Genomic DNA, 15,950 nt, shown 5'->3' with positions numbered 1-15,950 from the left:
GCTTACGCGCGGCGGCGGCGCTGGTCGCGGGCGCTGATGATGCCGATGGTGGTGGGGATGAGCAGGGCCAGGCCCCAGGGCGCCATCACCCAGAAGGGCCAGAAGTAGCCCAGGCCGGTCGCCAGCCAGATCACCACGCACAGCAGGTTCACGAAGACCCAGGGCGTCCACATGATCTTGATCCAGGTGGGGATGCCGGTATCGGCCTGGCGGGTGCCGCATTCGGGTCGCTGTGCGGGCAGGTCCGAGGTCAGCGGGACCAGGTCGCCGTGCGTCTTGGCGGCGTAGACCTGTTGCAGGCGTTCGTCGAACTCGTGGAGGCTGAGGCGGCCCTCGTCCATGGCGAGCCGCAGCCGGTTGACGATCTTCTCGCGGTCCGCGTCGGACGCCCGCAGATTCTCGGAGCTCACGAAGCCAGCGTAGGTCGAATGGCCGGTCCGCGCCGATGCAATGAGAGGCTGACGGGGTGACTGTGCCCGACGATGTCGCCGAGAACATCCGTGAGATCTTCGAAGAACGCGGAGAACGCTGGTTGGCGGATCTGCCCACGGTGATCGAAGAACGCTGTGCCGCATGGGAACTGGAGGTGATCGGCGATGCCTTCGGCGGCGGCACCCACTCGTGGGTCGCGCCGGTGCGCCGTGCCGATGCCAGTGTGGCGGTGCTCAAGATTCCGGTGGTCGATCCGGAGAACATCGGCGAAGCCGCCGGGCTGCACTGCTACGGGGGTGACGGCGCGGTGCGGCTCTACGAGTTCGATCCGAATTCCGGTGCCATGCTGTTGGAATGGGCTCGCCCCGGCGCGCCGCTGCTGGAACAGCCGGGATTCCCGAGTCTGGAGGGCGAACCGGAGCACGTCGACAAGATCGACCTGGCCTGCGCGCTGTACCGGCGACTGCGTCGCGCGCCCACCGGCATTCCCGATCACTTCCCGCCCCTCCCCGAGGCCACCGGCATGGTGAAGGAATGGGTCGAGCTGTTCACCGACCCCGAACCCGAGGTGGCGCAGGTGATTCCGGCACCGCTGCGGCGCTCGGCCCTGGACTGGTGCGAACACCTGGCGGTCCCGCACGGCCCGCTGCTGGTGGTCAACCGCGACACCCACCTCGGCAATATCGTGGCGGCCGAACGCGAACCCTGGCTGCTCATCGACCCCAAGGCATACCTCGGCGAGGCCGCCTTCGACGCGGGCTTCCTGATCATGATCCAGGTGCAGAGCGACCCCACCCCCGCCCACGCCCGCGAGGTCGTCGCGCGCACGGCGGCGGGCCTGGACATCGACCCGGAACGCGCCCGCGGCTGGGCATTCATGCGCGCCATGGAGGAGATCGTCTGGGCGGTCGAGGACGAGGAACCCGACGATCTGCGCCTGCACCTGGCCGTGGCGCGGGCACTCCACCACTGACGCGGCTCGGGCACTCGACCGCTGACCCGACCCGGGCGCGATCAGGCGCTGTGCAGGGCCGCCAGCAGGGTGGTCAGGATGGGGGAGCGGCGCACATCGCTGCGGGTGACCGCCGAGACCGGCACCCGCAGCGGCCGTCCCGCCAGTCGCAGCGTGGCGATGCCCTCGGTCTGGCTGTCCGCGTACAGCACGGTCCAGGCGTCGGGACGGTTGATGAGTTCCATGGTGGCCGTGTGGTCCGGTGGGATGGGCGGTCCGTAGGCCGGTCCGGTGGGCAGGTCGGCGAAGGCGGCGCGCACCACATTGTGCAGCAGCACCTGCTCGGATTCCGGTGGCAGCAGCAGCGGATACGAGCCGAGTTCGGCGAAGGTGACGTCCTGACGTCCGGCCAGCGGGTGGGCGGTGGAGGTGGCGATGACCAGGTCCTCCACCCACAGCTTCTCCACGGTCAGGCCCGGCTGGTCCACACTGCCGCGAATGAGCGCGAGATCGCAGTCCCCGTCCGCCACCGCCTGGATGCGCTGCCGGAACGGTTTGATGACGAACTCGATCTCGGCCCCCGGATGCGCGGCGCGTGCTCCCGCGATCGCCGACAGTGATCTTGTTGCGAAAGACATGTTCGCCGCCAAGCGAATGCGCGGCCCGGAAGCTCGTACAGCTGCGCGAATGGCCGATTCCAGGCTCAACATTTGTTTTGCAAGAGGAAGTAGCCGGGTGGTCGCGTCGGTGGGCACCACCGAGCGGGTCGAGCGTTCGAAGAGGGTCACGCCGAGGTCACGCTCGAGTCGAGCGATCTGGTGGCTGATGGCCGACTGGGAGATGAAGCAGCGCGTCGCCGCGCGGCTGAAACTCAGCTCCTCGCAGACGGCGACGAAGTACGCCAGCTGTCGCAGCTCCACTCGATGATCTCCATTCATGATCAACCTAGATAAGAGTCATCTACATTATGCGCCCTGACCCCTGGAACAATCACGTTCCGAATCACGGTTAGTCATGACAGAAGGGAGCTGTCATGCAGTACTTGGATTCGGGGATCGAAGCCACTGATGTCGTCATCGTCGGATCGGGCTTCGGTGGCTTGGCCGCCGCCAAGCAGTTGAACAAGTCGGGGATCGATTACGTTCTCATCTCGGCCACTCCGGAGCATCTGTTCCAGCCGCTGCTCTACCAGGTAGCGACGGGTGTGCTGGCCTCCGATGAGATCGCGCCACCCATCAAGAACATCATTCGTCACCACAAGCACGGTGAGGCCAGGCTGGGCACGGTCGTCGGAATCGACGCCGAGGACGCCGTCCTCACCTACGAGACGCCCGAGGGCCTGCGGCGCATCCGCTACAACAAGCTCATCGCGGCGACCGGTGCCAGCCAGTCCTACTTCGGCCGTGACGATTTCGCCGACAAGACCTTCTCGCTCAAGACCATCGACGATGCCAAGCGCCTCCGCGCCCAGATCGAGCACGTCTTCGCGATGGCCGAGAACGCCGATCCGGCCACCCGTGAACGCCTGCTGAGCTTCGTGGTGGTGGGCGCGGGCGCGACCGGCGTCGAGGTCGCGGGCCAGCTGAAGGAGCTGTCGAAGCGGCACTACCGCCAGGAGGTGTCGGTCACCCTGGTCGAGGGCGCCGGTGCGGTGCTGCCGCCCTTCGGCGGCAATCTGTCGGAGTACGCGAAGCGCTCGCTCGCCGACAGCGGCGTCGAGGTGCTGCTGGACACCTTCGTGACCGATATCGAACTCGGCAAGGTGACCGTCAAGAGCAAGGACGGCGTGGAGCGTGGCATCGCCGCCGAGACCGTGGTGTGGTCGGCCGGTGTGCAGGCGGGCGGCTTCGCGCGCCTGCTGGCCGAGGCCACCGGCTGCGAAACCGACCGTGCCGGACGACTATTGGTCAATCCCGACCTCACCGTGGGCGGACACGCCGACATCTACGCCATCGGCGATATGACCTCGCTCAACGGCTACCCGGGCCAGTCGCCGGTGGCCATGCAGGAGGGCCGCCACGTCGCCGACATCATCCGCCGCAAGAAGCAGGTCGCCACCCCGTTCGTGTACTGGGACAAGGGCAGCATGGCGGTGATCAGCCGGTTCAGCGCGGTCACCAAGGTCAACGATAAGATCAAGTTCACCGGCACCGTCGCCTGGGTCGCCTGGCTGGCGGTGCACCTGTTCTACCTGGTCGGCTTCCGCAACCGCTTCGCCGCGGTCTTCTCGTGGCTGGTGGCCTTCATCGGCACCGGGCGGCCCGGCTTCGACGAGGTGGAAAAGCCCGCCGCGCCGGAGATCTCGGAATACCGACGCGCGGCCTGAACCAGGCACACCGCACCGCCCGGCGCTGCCGCCGGGCGGTCGTCGTGCTCCGGAAACCAGCGTTTGTCCTGGTAGGGAACGGTCAGCGACCGGCCGATGAACTCCGCGTGCGGTCCAGATCACGTTCACTCGACTGGCATCGGCTCGCCATCCACAGGTTGCTCCGACGCAGTGTGCGCCTGGCTTGATCGTCGTTATGACCACCAAGGCAGCGTCGAATCCCGCCCTGCTCTCCGCCGCGCCATGTTCCACGCCGGAACCGATCCGCTCCCCGGGTCGTGCCCGGTACTCCCTGGTCGTCGAATCCGATGCGGCCCACCGCGAGGTGGCCCAGCGGCTGCGCTACCGGGTCTTCGCCGACGAGCCCGGTTTCACCATCGCCGACGACGGTACCGGTCGCGACCACGACCGTTTCGACGAGCACTGCGATCACCTGCTGGTCCGGGACAACCACACCGACGAGTTCGTGGGCTGCTACCGAATGCTGCCGCCGCACAAGGTGTCCGCCGCCGGCGGCTACTACACCGCCACCGAATTCGACCTCACCGGACTGGATCCGGAAGGGCAGCGGATCGTCGAGATGGGCCGCGCGTGCGTGGTGCCCGAACATCGCAACGGTTCGGTGCTCAGTCTCATGTGGGCGGGCATCCTGCACTACATCGAGATCACCGGCTACGACTGGGTGATGGGCTGCGTCTCGGTGCCCATGCGGCTGACGCCCGAGGACGAGCCCGGGGTGAACGTGCGCGGGGTGCGGGACATGCTGCTCGCCCGCCACGCGGTGACGCCGGAGCGCTTCGTGCACCCGTACCGCCCGGTGGAGGTGGACGGCCGCACCCTCGACGAGCTGGAACCGCCCGCCCGCGCGAAGGTGCCTCCGCTGCTGAACGGCTATCTGCGCCTGGGCGCGCAGATCTGCGGCGAACCCGCCCACGACCCCGATTTCGGTGTCGCCGACTTCGTGGCGCTGCTCGGCTTCGCCACCGTGAACACCCGCTACCTGGACCGGTTGCGCAGCGCCGCGGCCACGTTCGATGCCCGGTGATCCGCCATGATGCCCGCCTTCCTGTCCCCGGGTTCGGCACCGCTGTCGTGCCCGCCCGCCGCGCCCGTGCACGCCTGGATGCCGTCGAGCCCCTGCGGTCCCGACTGCGTCGAGGCCACCGCTGAATCCGGAACCCTGCGGGTCGCCGGACGCATTCTGTCCTTCGCGGCGGTGCTGTCCACCTTCCCCGCCGCTTATCTGGCCACCCCGCGCCGCCGGCGGCCCGCCGTGCAGCGCCGCTATGCGCGAACCCTGCTGTCATGCTGCGGCATTCGCGTCCGCGTCGTGGACCGTCGCGGCGACGGCCCGGTGCGTGTCGAGTACGACGCCGTCACCGGGGAGCCGCGCACCGATACCGCGACCCGGATCGAGGACGGCCACGTCGGTCGCGGACTGCTGGTGGTCGCCGACCACGTGGGCTGGACCGATATCGTGGTGCTGAGCGCCGTGCAGCCCATGGGTTTCGTGGCCCGCGCGGATCTGGTGAACTGGCCGCTGCTCGGCGATGTGGCTCGCCTGGTGCGCGTCATCCCCATCGAGCGGGAGAATCTACGCACCCTGCCCGCCGTGGTGAAGACCATGGTGGAGCGTCTGAAATCCGGTGAGCGCGTGGGAGTTTTCCCCGAGGGCACCACCTGGTGCGGGCGCGGGCGCGGTCGCATGCGCCCCGCGCTGTTCCAGGCCGCCATGGACGCCGAGGTGCCCGTGCAGCCGATCCGCGTGCGCTATCTGGACCGCGCGGGTGAACTCTCCACGGTCCCGGGTTTCGTCGGCACCGACACCCTGATGGATTCCATTCGCCGGGTGCTGCGCTCGCGGGGTGTCGTGGCCGAGGTGGTGTTGCAGCCGCTCGAACTGCCCGGCACCGACCGCCGCGACCTCGCGCTGCGCTGCGAACGAGCCCTGCACGACGACCACCCCAACCAGGCCATCGCCGCCGGTCTCATCCACGAACTCCAGGCGGAACTGGCGCAGGCGCAGTCGCCCGCCGCGCAACCCACCGCCGTGAAGCCCACCGTCGCGCACGACGCGCCGGTGCGGCGACCCGAAGCGGTTGCACCAGCCGCGATGAGCGTGGCGTACAGCTGAATTCGGCTGAAGAACCGCCCGGCACCGTCGGGCCGCGCATCCCATCGACGCGATCGTGGCCGCGACGACCGCCGCGTGAGCGGTGGGCGCGGCGCGGGTCACGGGGTGGGGTAGCGCCCCATCCCCGCCGCCCAGAACGGTGTGTACCCGTACTGTCCGTACAGCGCCTCGTAGAACGTGGGTGCGTCGACGAGCGGCGGATCGTAGGGCTGGCTGTCGGTGACCTGCTGTCTGGTGCGGTCGATGTGCACCGATTTCCCTTCGATCCCGACGATCGCCTCCACCGGCACCAGCCGTTTGGTCTGCCCGAATCCGAGTACCCCGCCGGACGCGATCCGAATGAACCGCACCCGGCGCTCGTTCTCGTCGATGATGAGCCCGTCGACCTCCCCGATCTCGTTCTCCTCCGGATCGACGACGGTGCGGTTCCTGATGTCGTAGGACGGGTTTCGCAGGGTCAGATCGGTGTCGTCCAGATCGATGAGCGTGGGTAGCCGCTGCTCGGCCATGACTGTGCTCCTTTCCCGCTGCGCGCGTGTCCTGTTTCGGACATGCCCGCCGAATCGCCCGGCAAACGCTCCCCACCAGCTTGTTCTGGCCACACAGCGGCGGTCCGGATCGGCGTCACGGCCCGGTGCGTCCCGCGGTGTGCTGCCGGTCGAGGCCGCGGGCCAGCAGTTGCGCCGAGTGCACGGGTGCGGTGTCGGGGGCCAGTTCGCGGATCTGGGTGCGGCAGCTGAAACCGTCGGCGGTGACGAGGGTGCCGGGAGGCCGGGCGCGGACGGCGGGCATGAGTTTGTCCTCGGCACAGGCCACGGAGACGTCGTAGTGGCCGCGTTCGAAGCCGAAATTGCCCGCCAGACCGCAGCATCCGGCATCGAGCACATCGGCGTCGAGACCGCAGCGGCCGAGCAGTTCACGATCGGGGTCGAAGCCGAGGATGGCGTGGTGGTGGCAGTGGGGTTGCACGACCGTATGGGAATCCAGTTGGGGCGGTTGCCAATCGGGGGCGCGTTCGGCGAGCAGTTCGGCGAGGGTGCGGGTCTGCGCGGCCAGCCGACGGGCGTCCTCGTCGCCGTGCAGCAGTTCGGGCAGGTCGGAGCGGAAGACGGCGGCGCAACTGGGTTCCAGCACCACCACCGGGGTGCTCGCGCGCAGCTCGGGTCGCAGGGCCCGCAGCGTGCGACGCAGCACGCGTTTCGCGGTGGCGAGTTGGCCGGTGGAGATCCAGGTCAGGCCGCAGCAGACGGCCCGGGTGGGAATCCGGACGGTGAATCCGGCCGCGTTCAGGACGCGGACGGCGGCGCGGGCCACCTCGGGCTCGAAGTTGTTGGTGAAGGTGTCGGGCCACAGCAGCACGCTGCCGCGCTCGGCGCTCGAATGCTGCTCCAGCCCAGGGAAGGTCGTGGTGAAGCGGGTGTCCGCGAAGCGCGGCATACCGCGCTGCGGAGCCAGGCCGCCCGCGCGTTTGACCAACTGCCCCAGCGTCCGGTGCTGGACCACGGCATTGGCGAATCCGCTCATCCCCGTGGCCAGCCGCGCCCACAGCGGTATCCAGCCCATCGAATAGTGCGCCATGGGCCGAATCCGGTTGTGGTGGTAGTGCGAGAGGAATTCGGCCTTGTAGGTCGCCATATCCACGTCGACCGGGCAGTCACTGCGACATCCCTTGCAGGCCAGGCACAGATCGAGCGCGTCGTGCACCTCCTCGGAGCGCCAGCCGTCGGTGATCACGTCGCCGTTGAGCATTTCGAACAGCAGCCGCGCCCGACCGCGCGTGGAATGCTCCTCCTCGCGGGTCACCCGGTAGCTGGGGCACATCACCCCGCTCTGGTCGCCGCGACACTTGCCGACCCCCACGCAGCGGCCCGCGGCCACGCTGAACCGGTGGTCGTCGTGTGGAAAGGCGAAGTGGGTATCGGGTTCCCAGGGGCGGTAGTCCACGCCCTGGCGCAGGTCCTGGTCGAGGCGGCGGGGGTGCACGACCTTGCCGGGATTCATCCGATCGCGGGGGTCGAAGACGTCCTCGAGTTCGCCGAACGCGTGGATCAGCCGGTCCCCGAACATGATCGGCAGCAGTTCGCCCCTCGACTGGCCGTCACCGTGCTCGCCGGACAGTGATCCGCCGTAGTCGGTGACCAGATGTGCCGCACGTTCCACGAATCGGCGATAGCGCGCGATCCCGTCGGCGGTGCGCAGCCCGAAGGGGATGCGGGTGTGCACGCAACCGTGTCCGAAATGGCCGTACAGCGAGGAGGATTGGTAGCCGAACTCCCGCAACAGGTCCTCGAAGTCGCGCAGGTAGTCGCCGAGCCGGTCGGGCGGCACCGCGGCGTCCTCCCAGCCCTCGTGGGTTTCCGGTCCGTCCGGCGGATAGGCGGTGGCGCCGAGACCGGCCTCGCGCGCGGCCCACACCTCGGCCTGGTGGTGTGGATCGTCGAGCAGCACGGCGGTGGCGCCGGTGCGGTCGCACACGTCCGCCATCATGGCCTGCGCCGCGCGGTCCGCCGCGTCCTGATCGTCGCCCTGGAACTGCGCCATGAGCCAGCCGTGTCCGTCGGGCAGCTGCCGTATGGCCTGGTCGGCCAGGTGGCGGGTGCTCTCCAGATTCACCAGCCGATCGTCGATCGCCTCCAGCGCCGACGGCTCGTGGGCCAGGACGTGCGGCACCGCGTCGGCGGCGGTGACGATATCGGGATAGCCCAGTACCGCGAGTGCGACCGCTCCGGGCCGGGGCACCAGCTCGATCTCGGCCCGCAACACCGTCACCAGGGTGCTCTCACTGCCCACCAGCAGCCGCGCCAGGTGGAAGCCCCGCTCCGGCAGCAACGCGTCCAGGTTGTAGCCGGACACCCGGCGCGGAATATCGGGATAGCGGGCCCGGATGTCCTCGGCGTAGCGGTCGCCGATGTCGCGCAGCCGCCGCACGATCTCACCCAGCTTCCCGCCGTGTTCGACCAGCTCCGCGTACCGCGCGTCGCTGGTCGCGCCCACCCAGGCGCGGGTTCCGTCGTAGGTGAGGATTTCCAGCCGCCGCACCGAGTCGGCCATCTTCCCGTACTCCTGGGCGGTGGATCCGCAGGAGTTGTTGCCGATCATGCCGCCGATGGTGCAGCTGACATGCGTCGACGGGCGTGGACCCACCATCAGGTCGTACTCGGCCAGCCGGTCGTTGAGCACGTCCAGCGCGATACCCGGTTCGACCACGGCGGTGCGCGCCTCGGGGTCCACCGTGAGCACCCGGTCGCAGAATTTGCTCCAGTCCAGCACGACACCGGTATTGCAGCACTGACCGGCCAGGCTGGTGCCGCCGCCGCGCGACAGCACCGGCGCGTCGTGGGCCCGGCACACCGCCACCGCGGCCACGGCGTCCTCGGGCGTACGCGGCAGCACCACCCCCAGCGGCACCCGCCGGTAGTTCGAGGCGTCGGTGGAATACGTTGCCCGGGAGCCGGAATCGAAGCGCACCTCGCCCTGTACGGCCGCCCGCAGATCGCGTTCCAGCGCCCGCAGGTCGATCGCGGGCGCATCCGAGCGATCCCGCGCGCCGTCGCTGCCGCCGTCCATCCCTGTCATCTGGACTCCTCCTCCCGTAGCTGCTCCACGCGGGCCGGTTACCCGCTGTGCGGCGTCGCACACGGAGCCGGATCGGCCGCCCGCGATTGATCGGCTGCACAGCGGGTAGCACGCCGACAGCGGCGGGATACACGACGACGAGGAGGAGCCATGTCCATGGAGGTTTCGGATTACGTACTACAGCGGTTGCGGGAATGGGGCGTCGAGACCGTGTTCGGCTACCCGGGCGACGGCATCAACGGGCTGGTCGCAGCCTTCGGCCGGGCCGACAACCAGCCGCGCTTCGTGCAGGCCCGGCACGAGGAGATGTCCGCCTTCGAGGCCACCGGGTACGCCAAATTCAGCGGCCGGGTGGGTGTGTGCGTGGCGACCTCCGGACCGGGTGCGATCCATCTGCTCAACGGCCTCTACGACGCCAAACTCGACCATGTGCCGGTGGTCGCCATCGTCGGGCAGACCGCGCGCAGCGCCATGGGCGGCAGCTACCAGCAGGAGGTGGACCTGCAGTCGCTGTTCAAGGACGTGGCCTCGGAGTATCTGGTCGAGGTGAATGTGTCCAGCCAGCTGCCCAACGCCCTGGATCGCGCCTTCCGCACCGCGCTCACCCGCCGCGCGCCGACGGCGGTGATCATCCCCGCCGATCTGCAGGAGGAGACCTATGAGCCGCCGCAGCACGAGTTCAAGCAGGTGCCGTCGAGCCCGCCGGGCCGGATGGCGACGGTCGTCACCCCGGCGCGTGCGGAGATCGAGCGTGCCGCCGAGGTGCTCAACGCGGGGGAGAAGGTGGCCCTGCTGATCGGTCAGGGTGCGCGGGACGCGGCGACGGAGGTGCTCGAGGTCGCCGACATCACCGGGGCCGGGGTGGCCAAGGCGCTGCTGGGCAAGGACGTGCTGCCCGATGATCTGCCTTTCGTCACCGGTCCGATCGGACTGCTGGGCAGCAGGCCGAGCTACGAGTTGATGCGCGACTGCGACACGCTGCTCATCGTCGGCTCGAACTTCCCGTACACCCAGTTCATGCCCGAGTTCGGGCAGGCCCGCGGGGTGCAGATCGATGTGGACGGCACCTTGATCGGCATGCGCTATCCGACCGAGGTGAATCTGGTCGGTGATGCGAAAGCCACACTGCGGGAGCTGATTCCGCTGCTGCGCCGCCAACAGGACCGGTCCTGGCGGGATACCGTGGAGAACAATGTCGCCGACTGGTGGCGCACCGTGGAACACCAGTCCATGCTCGAGGCCAAACCGGTGAACCCCATGCGGGTGGTGTGGGAACTGTCGCAACGCATTCCGGACAATGCCATCGTCACCGCCGACTCCGGTTCGTCGACCAACTGGTACGCGCGTTGCCTGCGCTTCCGCGGCCAGATGCGCGGATCGCTGTCGGGCACCCTGGCCACCATGGGGCCGGGGGTGCCGTACGCCATCGGCGCGAAGTTCGCCCATCCGGACCGCCCCGTCGTCGCGCTCGTCGGTGACGGTGCCATGCAGATGAACGGGTTGGCCGAACTGCTCACCATCGCCCGCTACCGGCAGGAGTGGTCCGATCCCCGCCTGGTCGTGTGCGTCTTCCACAACAATGACCTCAACCAGGTCACCTGGGAGTTGCGCGCCATGGGCGGTGCGCCGAAATTCGAGGAGTCCCAGACCATTCCGGAGGTCTCCTACGCCGATCTGGCCCGCTGCATGGGCCTCGGCGCGGTGGCGGTGGACGACCCCGACGAACTCGCCGGAGCCTGGGAGAGCGCCCTGGCCGCCGACCGGCCCACCGTGATCGACGTGCGCTGCGATCCGGAGGTGCCGCCCATTCCGCCGCACGCGACCTTCGAGCAGATGAAGGATACGGCGGCGGCCATCCTGCGCGGCGATCCGGGGGCGTGGCATCTCATGTGGCAGGGGGCGAAAACCAAGGCGCAGGAGATGCGACCCTGAGCCGGTGCCGAGCCTGAGCCGGTGCCGATCCGACCGGGCGACCGGAGCGGCCGCCCGGCTCAGGTGTGCGCGCGGTCGCCGAGATGCTGTTCGTGGTGCGCGGCGGAGGTTTCCACCGAGGAGCCGGTGAGCTCGCGGGCGGTATTGACCAGGCCCACCATGCTGAACGCCTGCGGGGTGTTGCCCAGGTGGCGGCCGGTGGCCGGATCGTATTCCTCACTGAGCAGGCCGACGTCATTGCGCAGGTCGAGTAGGCGGCCGAACAGTTCGCGCGCCTGCTCGGCGCGGCCGATGCCGTGCAGGGCGTCGGCCAGCCAGAAACTACAGGCCAGGAAGACCCCCTCACCGCCGGGCAGACCGTCCACTCCGCCGTCCGCGTAAGGGTCGTAACGCCGGACGAATCCGTTCTCGCACAGCTCTTTCCGCACCGCGTCCACGGTGCCGTGCACGCGCGCATCATGCCAGGGCAGGAAGCCGACGCGGGGGAGCAGCAGCAGCGCCGCGTCCACCCCTCGGGAGCCGTAGAACTGGGTGAAGGTGTTGCGTTCGGGGTCGTACCCGTGCGCGCACACCTCCCGGTGGATGCGGTCGCGCACCGCCCGCCAGCGGTCGGCCGGACCGTCGAGGCCGTGTGCGGTGACGGTGTGCACGGCGCGGTCCAGACCGGCCCATGCCATCACCTTGGAATGTACGAAATGCCTACGCGGACCACGCATTTCCCACAGGCTGTTGTCCGGATCGGTCCAATGGCCCTCCAGGTAGTCCAGCAGCGCCCGCTGCACGTCCCAGGCCACGTCGGTGGCCGGGAGTCCGGCGTCGCGGGCCAGGTGCAGGCCGTCGAGGACCTCGCCCCACACGTCCAGCTGCTTCTGGTGCACCGCGGCATTGCCGATCCGCACCGGCGCCGAACCCTCGTATCCGGACAGCCAGGGCAGCCGCTGCTCCGGCAGCCGCCGACTGCCGTCCAAACCGTACATGATCTGTAGTTCCCCCGGATCGCCCGCGACCGCCCGCACCAGCCATTCCCGCCACGCCCGCGCCTCGTCCACGAATCCGGTGCCCAGCAGTGCCTGGAGGGTGAAGGTGGCGTCGCGCAGCCAGCAGTAGCGGTAGTCCCAATTCCGTGGTCCGCCCAGCTGTTCGGGTAGCGAGGTGGTGGGCGCGGCCAGAATGCCGCCGGTGGGAGCGTAGGTGAGCGCCGACAGTGTGACCAGGGCGCGGCGCACCTCCGCCGCCCACGGGCCCCGGTAGGTGCAGCGGCCGATCCAGTCGGCCCAGTGGGATTCGGTGGCGGCGATGGCGTCGTCGGGACGGACCGGTTCGGGCCGGTCGAGATGCGAAGCCTGATAGGTCAGCACGAATGGCACCCGCTGTCCGGCGGCGACCTCGAATTCGGCCGTGGTGGTCATATTGCGGCCGCGCAGCGGTACCTCGGTGTACAACCACACCGCATCGGGTCCGGCGATCGCCGACAGCCCGCCGTCCGCATGTCGCACCCAGGGCACCACACTGCCGTGGTCGAAGCGCAGCCGCAGATCCATGCGCATGGGCACCCGGCCGGAAACCCCCTCGACGACCCGCACCACATCGATGGCCGATCCGCGCGGCGGCATACAGTCCACCACCCGCACCACCCCGTCCGGGGTGTGCCATTCGCTGTCCAGCACCAACGAATCATCGCGATACGAGCGCCGGGTGGCGCTGCCGCCCGCGGCGGGGGCCAACTGCCAGCGGCCCGCATCCGGAGTGTCCAACAGCGCCGCGAAACAGGCCGGAGAGTCGAATCGCGGCACGCACAGCCAGTCGATACTGCCGTCCTTGGCCACCAGCGCGGCCGTCTGCAAATCGCCGAGCAGCGCGTAGTCCTCGATGGGTGCGGGCAATCCCGCCTCCTTCCGGTCGTCACTCGCGGGGGGATTGCCGTCGAGATACCCGGGCGGCGGCCGTCCATTCCCGCAGCCGGTGCACCGCATGTTTTCGGCCGCGGCCGCCGGGTAGGCGGTCATCGTCAGCCAGTCCGGAAATCGTTGGGAAGTAACCATGTACCGAGGAGCTCAGCCACCTGGAGATGGTCGGGTCCACCATCACCATGCTGCTGGACGGTCTCAACGACGATCGCAGCAGTGGCTCGGCAGCGGGCAGTCCCGCAATCGCGGCGACGAGATCAATCCCCGGGTGAGCCCGCGGTACAGGGCACGAAACCGTTCACCCACGAACAGCATTCGGGTACCTGATAGGGGGCGGCGGTGCCCGTTGTGCGGCCGAGGGCGACCCGGCCGCGCCGCGGGCTCACCGACGGGCCAGACCCCAGGCGAGCGCGCCGATACCGGCCGTGGCGGTCAGTGCCGCTGCCGCGAGGGAGCGGTGGTGCCGGGAGAACCACACCTGCGGGCTGTCGTCGTGGGAGCAGCGGTCGAATCGGCCGTGCGCGCCGTAATCCTCGCCGTTCTCGTCGTCCAGCGGCTCCCACAGATTCGCGCGCCGGTCCGGGTTCTCGGGCTCGGAGGTCTGCTGGGAGGCATAGCCGGTCCGGCCCAGATAGCGGTCCAGCAGGCCGGGAATGATCTTGTTGCCCAGCAGGGTGCCCACGGTGCTCGCGCCGACCCAGTACTCGCGTCGGCCCGGATGGTCGGCGGCGTGGACGATGGCGTCGGCCGCCACTTCCGGCTGGTAGATGGGCGGCACCGGCTGCGCCTTGCGCGGCATGCGGGTCAGGCCCCAATCGAACTGCGGGGTATTGAGCGCCGGGAGCTGCACCATGGTCACGTGTACCGGGCTGCCCTGATGCAGCAGTTCGCAGCGCAGTGATTCGTTGAAGCCCTGAATGGCGTGCTTGGCCCCGCAGTAGGCCGATTGCAGCGGAATCCCCCGATAGGCCAGCGCCGAGCCGACCTGCACGATCGTCCCCCGGCCGCGCTGCTGCATGCGCGCCAGCGCGGAGCGGGTGCCGTAGACGTAGCCCAGATAGGTGACCTCGGTGACCCGGCGGAACTCCGCGGGCGAGATCTGCTCGAAGGGCGCGAACAGGGCGGCGAAGGCATTGTTGACCCAGATGTCGATCGGCCCGAGTTCGGACTCCACTCGCTCCGCCGCCGCCTCGACGGCATCGGGATCGGCCACGTCGACCGGCACGGTCAGCGGGGTGCCGCCCCGGGCGCGCACCTCCGCGGCCGCGGCGTCGAGCCCGCGCTCGCCCCGCGCCAGCAACGCCACCCGGTCACCGCGCGCGCCGAAGGCCCGCGCGCAGGCCCGGCCCACTCCAGCGCTGGCGCCCGTGATCACCACGACGCGAGAGCCCTTGTCGTTCATGGGGTCTCCTCCTTCAGGTTGCAACGTGTCGGCCGCCGGAGCGCCGCCCGGCTCAGGCTCCGCATACCCACGGCGGGGTCGGGCACCGGGCCGCAGCCTCACGGCCGAGATGCCCGACGGTCGCGACGTCAAACGCCCGGACGAGTCACCGCAGCCGGTAGTCGGCCGCCGTCGCGGCGATCCGCATGCCGTGGCCGGGCTCGTCCAGCGGTACCGCCAGTTCGCCGTCCGACACCTCGGGCACGCCGTCCACCAGCAGCGGTTCCAGGCGGACGTGGTCGATGAACCACTCGATATGACGCAGGTCGGTCACGGCACCGGCGATCGGGGCGTGCAGCGACGGCGCGCAGTGCGCCGACACGTCCAATCCGTGCGCGCCCGCCACGGCCGCACCGCGCAAAAAGCCGGTGTAGCCACCGCAGCGGGTGACATCGAGTTGCAGGCAGTCCACCACGTCGACCAGCGCGGCCGCGTCGTAGCCGTCGTAGACGTACTCACCGGCGGCCACATCGCACCGCACCGCGTCCCGCACCGCCGCGAGACCGGTGCGGTCGTCGCTGGTCACCGGCTCCTCGAACCACACCACGCCGAGCCGGTCCAGTTCCTGGCCCACGCGCCGCGCCTGGCCCCGGGTGTAGCCGCCGTTGGCGTCGACCATGATGCGCACGTCGGGGCCGGTCAGCTTGCGTACCTGCTGCACCCGTTCCAGATCGCGCTCGATACAGTCGCCGCGCCCCTCACCGATCTTGATCTTGACGGCCCGGCAGCCCGCCGCCAGCCACCCGCCGACCTGTTCGCTCAGCTGATCCTCGTGCAGATTGACGAATCCGCCCGACCCGTACACCGGCACCCGTTCCCGCGTCGCACCGAGCAGCGTGGCCAGCGGTACCGCCAGCAGCCGGGCCTTCAGGTCCCACAGCGCGATATCGACCGCGCTGATCGCCATCGCGGCGATCCCCTTCGACCCGACATTGCGGCAGGCCCGATGCATGGTCTCCCAGCATCCGGCGATGTCGAACGGCGATTTGTTGCCGAGGTGCGGGGCCAGATGCACCGACACGACCTCCGCGGTAGCGGGCGACCCATAGGTCCAACCCAGCCCGAACTCACCACCCGCGCCGACCCGCACCACCACCGCGGTGGTCCAATCCCATTCCAGCGTCCCATCGGCCTCGATCTGCTCGGTCGGGAACCGGTACACCGCCACCGCGATGTCCTCGTCGATCCGCACAGTCCTGGTATCCATTGACTCGTCCCCGTTCGGTCGGACTTGATGTCGCGATGGGCGC

General features: G+C 69.3%; 12 protein-coding genes. 5 read left to right on the top strand and 7 right to left on the bottom strand.

Annotated elements, in window-relative coordinates:
• Positions 1–2: 2 nt before the first annotated feature.
• A complete protein-coding gene (locus tag FOH10_RS22110; protein ID WP_244961323.1) occupies positions 3–410 on the bottom strand; it encodes a DUF1707 domain-containing protein in 408 nt (135 codons plus the stop codon).
• A gap of 56 nt (positions 411–466) precedes the next feature.
• Here FOH10_RS22110 and FOH10_RS22105 point away from each other — a divergent pair, with 56 nt between their 5' ends.
• Positions 467–1,405 carry an aminoglycoside phosphotransferase family protein gene (locus FOH10_RS22105; RefSeq protein WP_143982163.1) on the top strand — a complete coding sequence of 313 codons (939 nt, stop codon included), beginning with the start codon at positions 467–469 and terminating at the stop codon, positions 1,403–1,405.
• A 41-nt stretch (positions 1,406–1,446) separates the two neighbouring features.
• Here FOH10_RS22105 and FOH10_RS22100 read toward each other — a convergent pair whose 3' ends face one another.
• Positions 1,447–2,304 (bottom strand): LysR family transcriptional regulator, encoded by an 858-nt coding sequence (locus FOH10_RS22100; RefSeq protein WP_029927377.1) that lies wholly within the window; start codon positions 2,302–2,304, stop codon positions 1,447–1,449.
• A 113-nt stretch (positions 2,305–2,417) separates the two neighbouring features.
• Here FOH10_RS22100 and FOH10_RS22095 point away from each other — a divergent pair, with 113 nt between their 5' ends.
• From FOH10_RS22095 to FOH10_RS22085, 3 genes are all read left to right on the top strand, one after another.
• Complete coding sequence (locus FOH10_RS22095) at positions 2,418–3,710, top strand: NAD(P)/FAD-dependent oxidoreductase (protein ID WP_039816247.1); 1,293 nt, start codon at positions 2,418–2,420, stop codon at positions 3,708–3,710.
• Positions 3,711–3,906: 196 nt separating this feature from the next.
• A complete protein-coding gene (locus tag FOH10_RS22090) occupies positions 3,907–4,755 on the top strand; it encodes a GNAT family N-acetyltransferase (RefSeq protein ID WP_143982162.1) in 849 nt (282 codons plus the stop codon).
• A gap of 9 nt (positions 4,756–4,764) precedes the next feature.
• A complete protein-coding gene (locus FOH10_RS22085) occupies positions 4,765–5,844 on the top strand; it encodes a lysophospholipid acyltransferase family protein (RefSeq protein WP_425326166.1) in 1,080 nt (359 codons plus the stop codon).
• Between the two features lie 98 nt (positions 5,845–5,942).
• Here FOH10_RS22085 and FOH10_RS22080 read toward each other — a convergent pair whose 3' ends face one another.
• Together FOH10_RS22080 and FOH10_RS22075 are read right to left on the bottom strand one after the other, a co-directional pair.
• On the bottom strand, positions 5,943–6,353 hold the full coding sequence (locus FOH10_RS22080) for a PRC-barrel domain-containing protein (RefSeq protein WP_143982161.1): 411 nt from the start codon (positions 6,351–6,353) through the stop codon (positions 5,943–5,945).
• A 115-nt stretch (positions 6,354–6,468) separates the two neighbouring features.
• On the bottom strand, positions 6,469–9,420 hold the full coding sequence (locus tag FOH10_RS22075) for an FAD-binding and (Fe-S)-binding domain-containing protein (protein ID WP_425326097.1): 2,952 nt from the start codon (positions 9,418–9,420) through the stop codon (positions 6,469–6,471).
• A 150-nt stretch (positions 9,421–9,570) separates the two neighbouring features.
• Here FOH10_RS22075 and FOH10_RS22070 point away from each other — a divergent pair, with 150 nt between their 5' ends.
• Positions 9,571–11,352, top strand: a complete 1,782-nt coding sequence (locus FOH10_RS22070) for a thiamine pyrophosphate-requiring protein (RefSeq protein WP_143982160.1) — start codon at positions 9,571–9,573, stop codon at positions 11,350–11,352.
• 59 nt (positions 11,353–11,411) lie between these two features.
• Here the strand turns inward: FOH10_RS22070 and FOH10_RS22065 are convergent, their stop codons facing one another.
• The 3 genes from FOH10_RS22065 to FOH10_RS22050 form a co-directional block, all read right to left on the bottom strand.
• Positions 11,412–13,235, bottom strand: a complete 1,824-nt coding sequence (locus tag FOH10_RS22065) for a glycoside hydrolase family 15 protein (protein WP_244961321.1) — start codon at positions 13,233–13,235, stop codon at positions 11,412–11,414.
• A 406-nt stretch (positions 13,236–13,641) separates the two neighbouring features.
• Positions 13,642–14,661: an SDR family oxidoreductase gene (locus tag FOH10_RS22055; RefSeq protein WP_143982159.1), complete on the bottom strand. Its 1,020-nt coding sequence runs from the start codon at positions 14,659–14,661 to the stop codon at positions 13,642–13,644.
• Positions 14,662–14,806: 145 nt separating this feature from the next.
• Entirely contained in the window at positions 14,807–15,907 is a 1,101-nt protein-coding gene (locus FOH10_RS22050) for an enolase C-terminal domain-like protein (protein WP_143982158.1), read from the bottom strand.
• Positions 15,908–15,950: the final 43 nt, after the last annotated feature.

The organism is Nocardia otitidiscaviarum (assembly GCF_007362295.1).
Classification (GTDB): Bacteria; Actinomycetota; Actinomycetes; order Mycobacteriales; family Mycobacteriaceae; genus Nocardia; species Nocardia otitidiscaviarum.
This window is presented reverse-complemented; position numbering and strand designations above follow the sequence as displayed.

Coding starts and splice junctions, on each gene's coding strand:
- FOH10_RS22095 (WP_039816247.1), top strand. CDS start 2,418: ATGCAGTACTTGGATTCGGGGATCGAAGCCACTGATGTCGTCATCGTC.
- FOH10_RS22090 (WP_143982162.1), top strand. CDS start 3,907: ATGACCACCAAGGCAGCGTCGAATCCCGCCCTGCTCTCCGCCGCGCCA.
- FOH10_RS22085 (WP_425326166.1), top strand. CDS start 4,765: ATGCCCGCCTTCCTGTCCCCGGGTTCGGCACCGCTGTCGTGCCCGCCC.
- FOH10_RS22080 (WP_143982161.1), bottom strand. CDS start 6,353: ATGGCCGAGCAGCGGCTACCCACGCTCATCGATCTGGACGACACCGAT.
- FOH10_RS22075 (WP_425326097.1), bottom strand. CDS start 9,420: ATGACAGGGATGGACGGCGGCAGCGACGGCGCGCGGGATCGCTCGGAT.
- FOH10_RS22070 (WP_143982160.1), top strand. CDS start 9,571: ATGTCCATGGAGGTTTCGGATTACGTACTACAGCGGTTGCGGGAATGG.
- FOH10_RS22055 (WP_143982159.1), bottom strand. CDS start 14,661: ATGAACGACAAGGGCTCTCGCGTCGTGGTGATCACGGGCGCCAGCGCT.
- FOH10_RS22050 (WP_143982158.1), bottom strand. CDS start 15,907: ATGGATACCAGGACTGTGCGGATCGACGAGGACATCGCGGTGGCGGTG.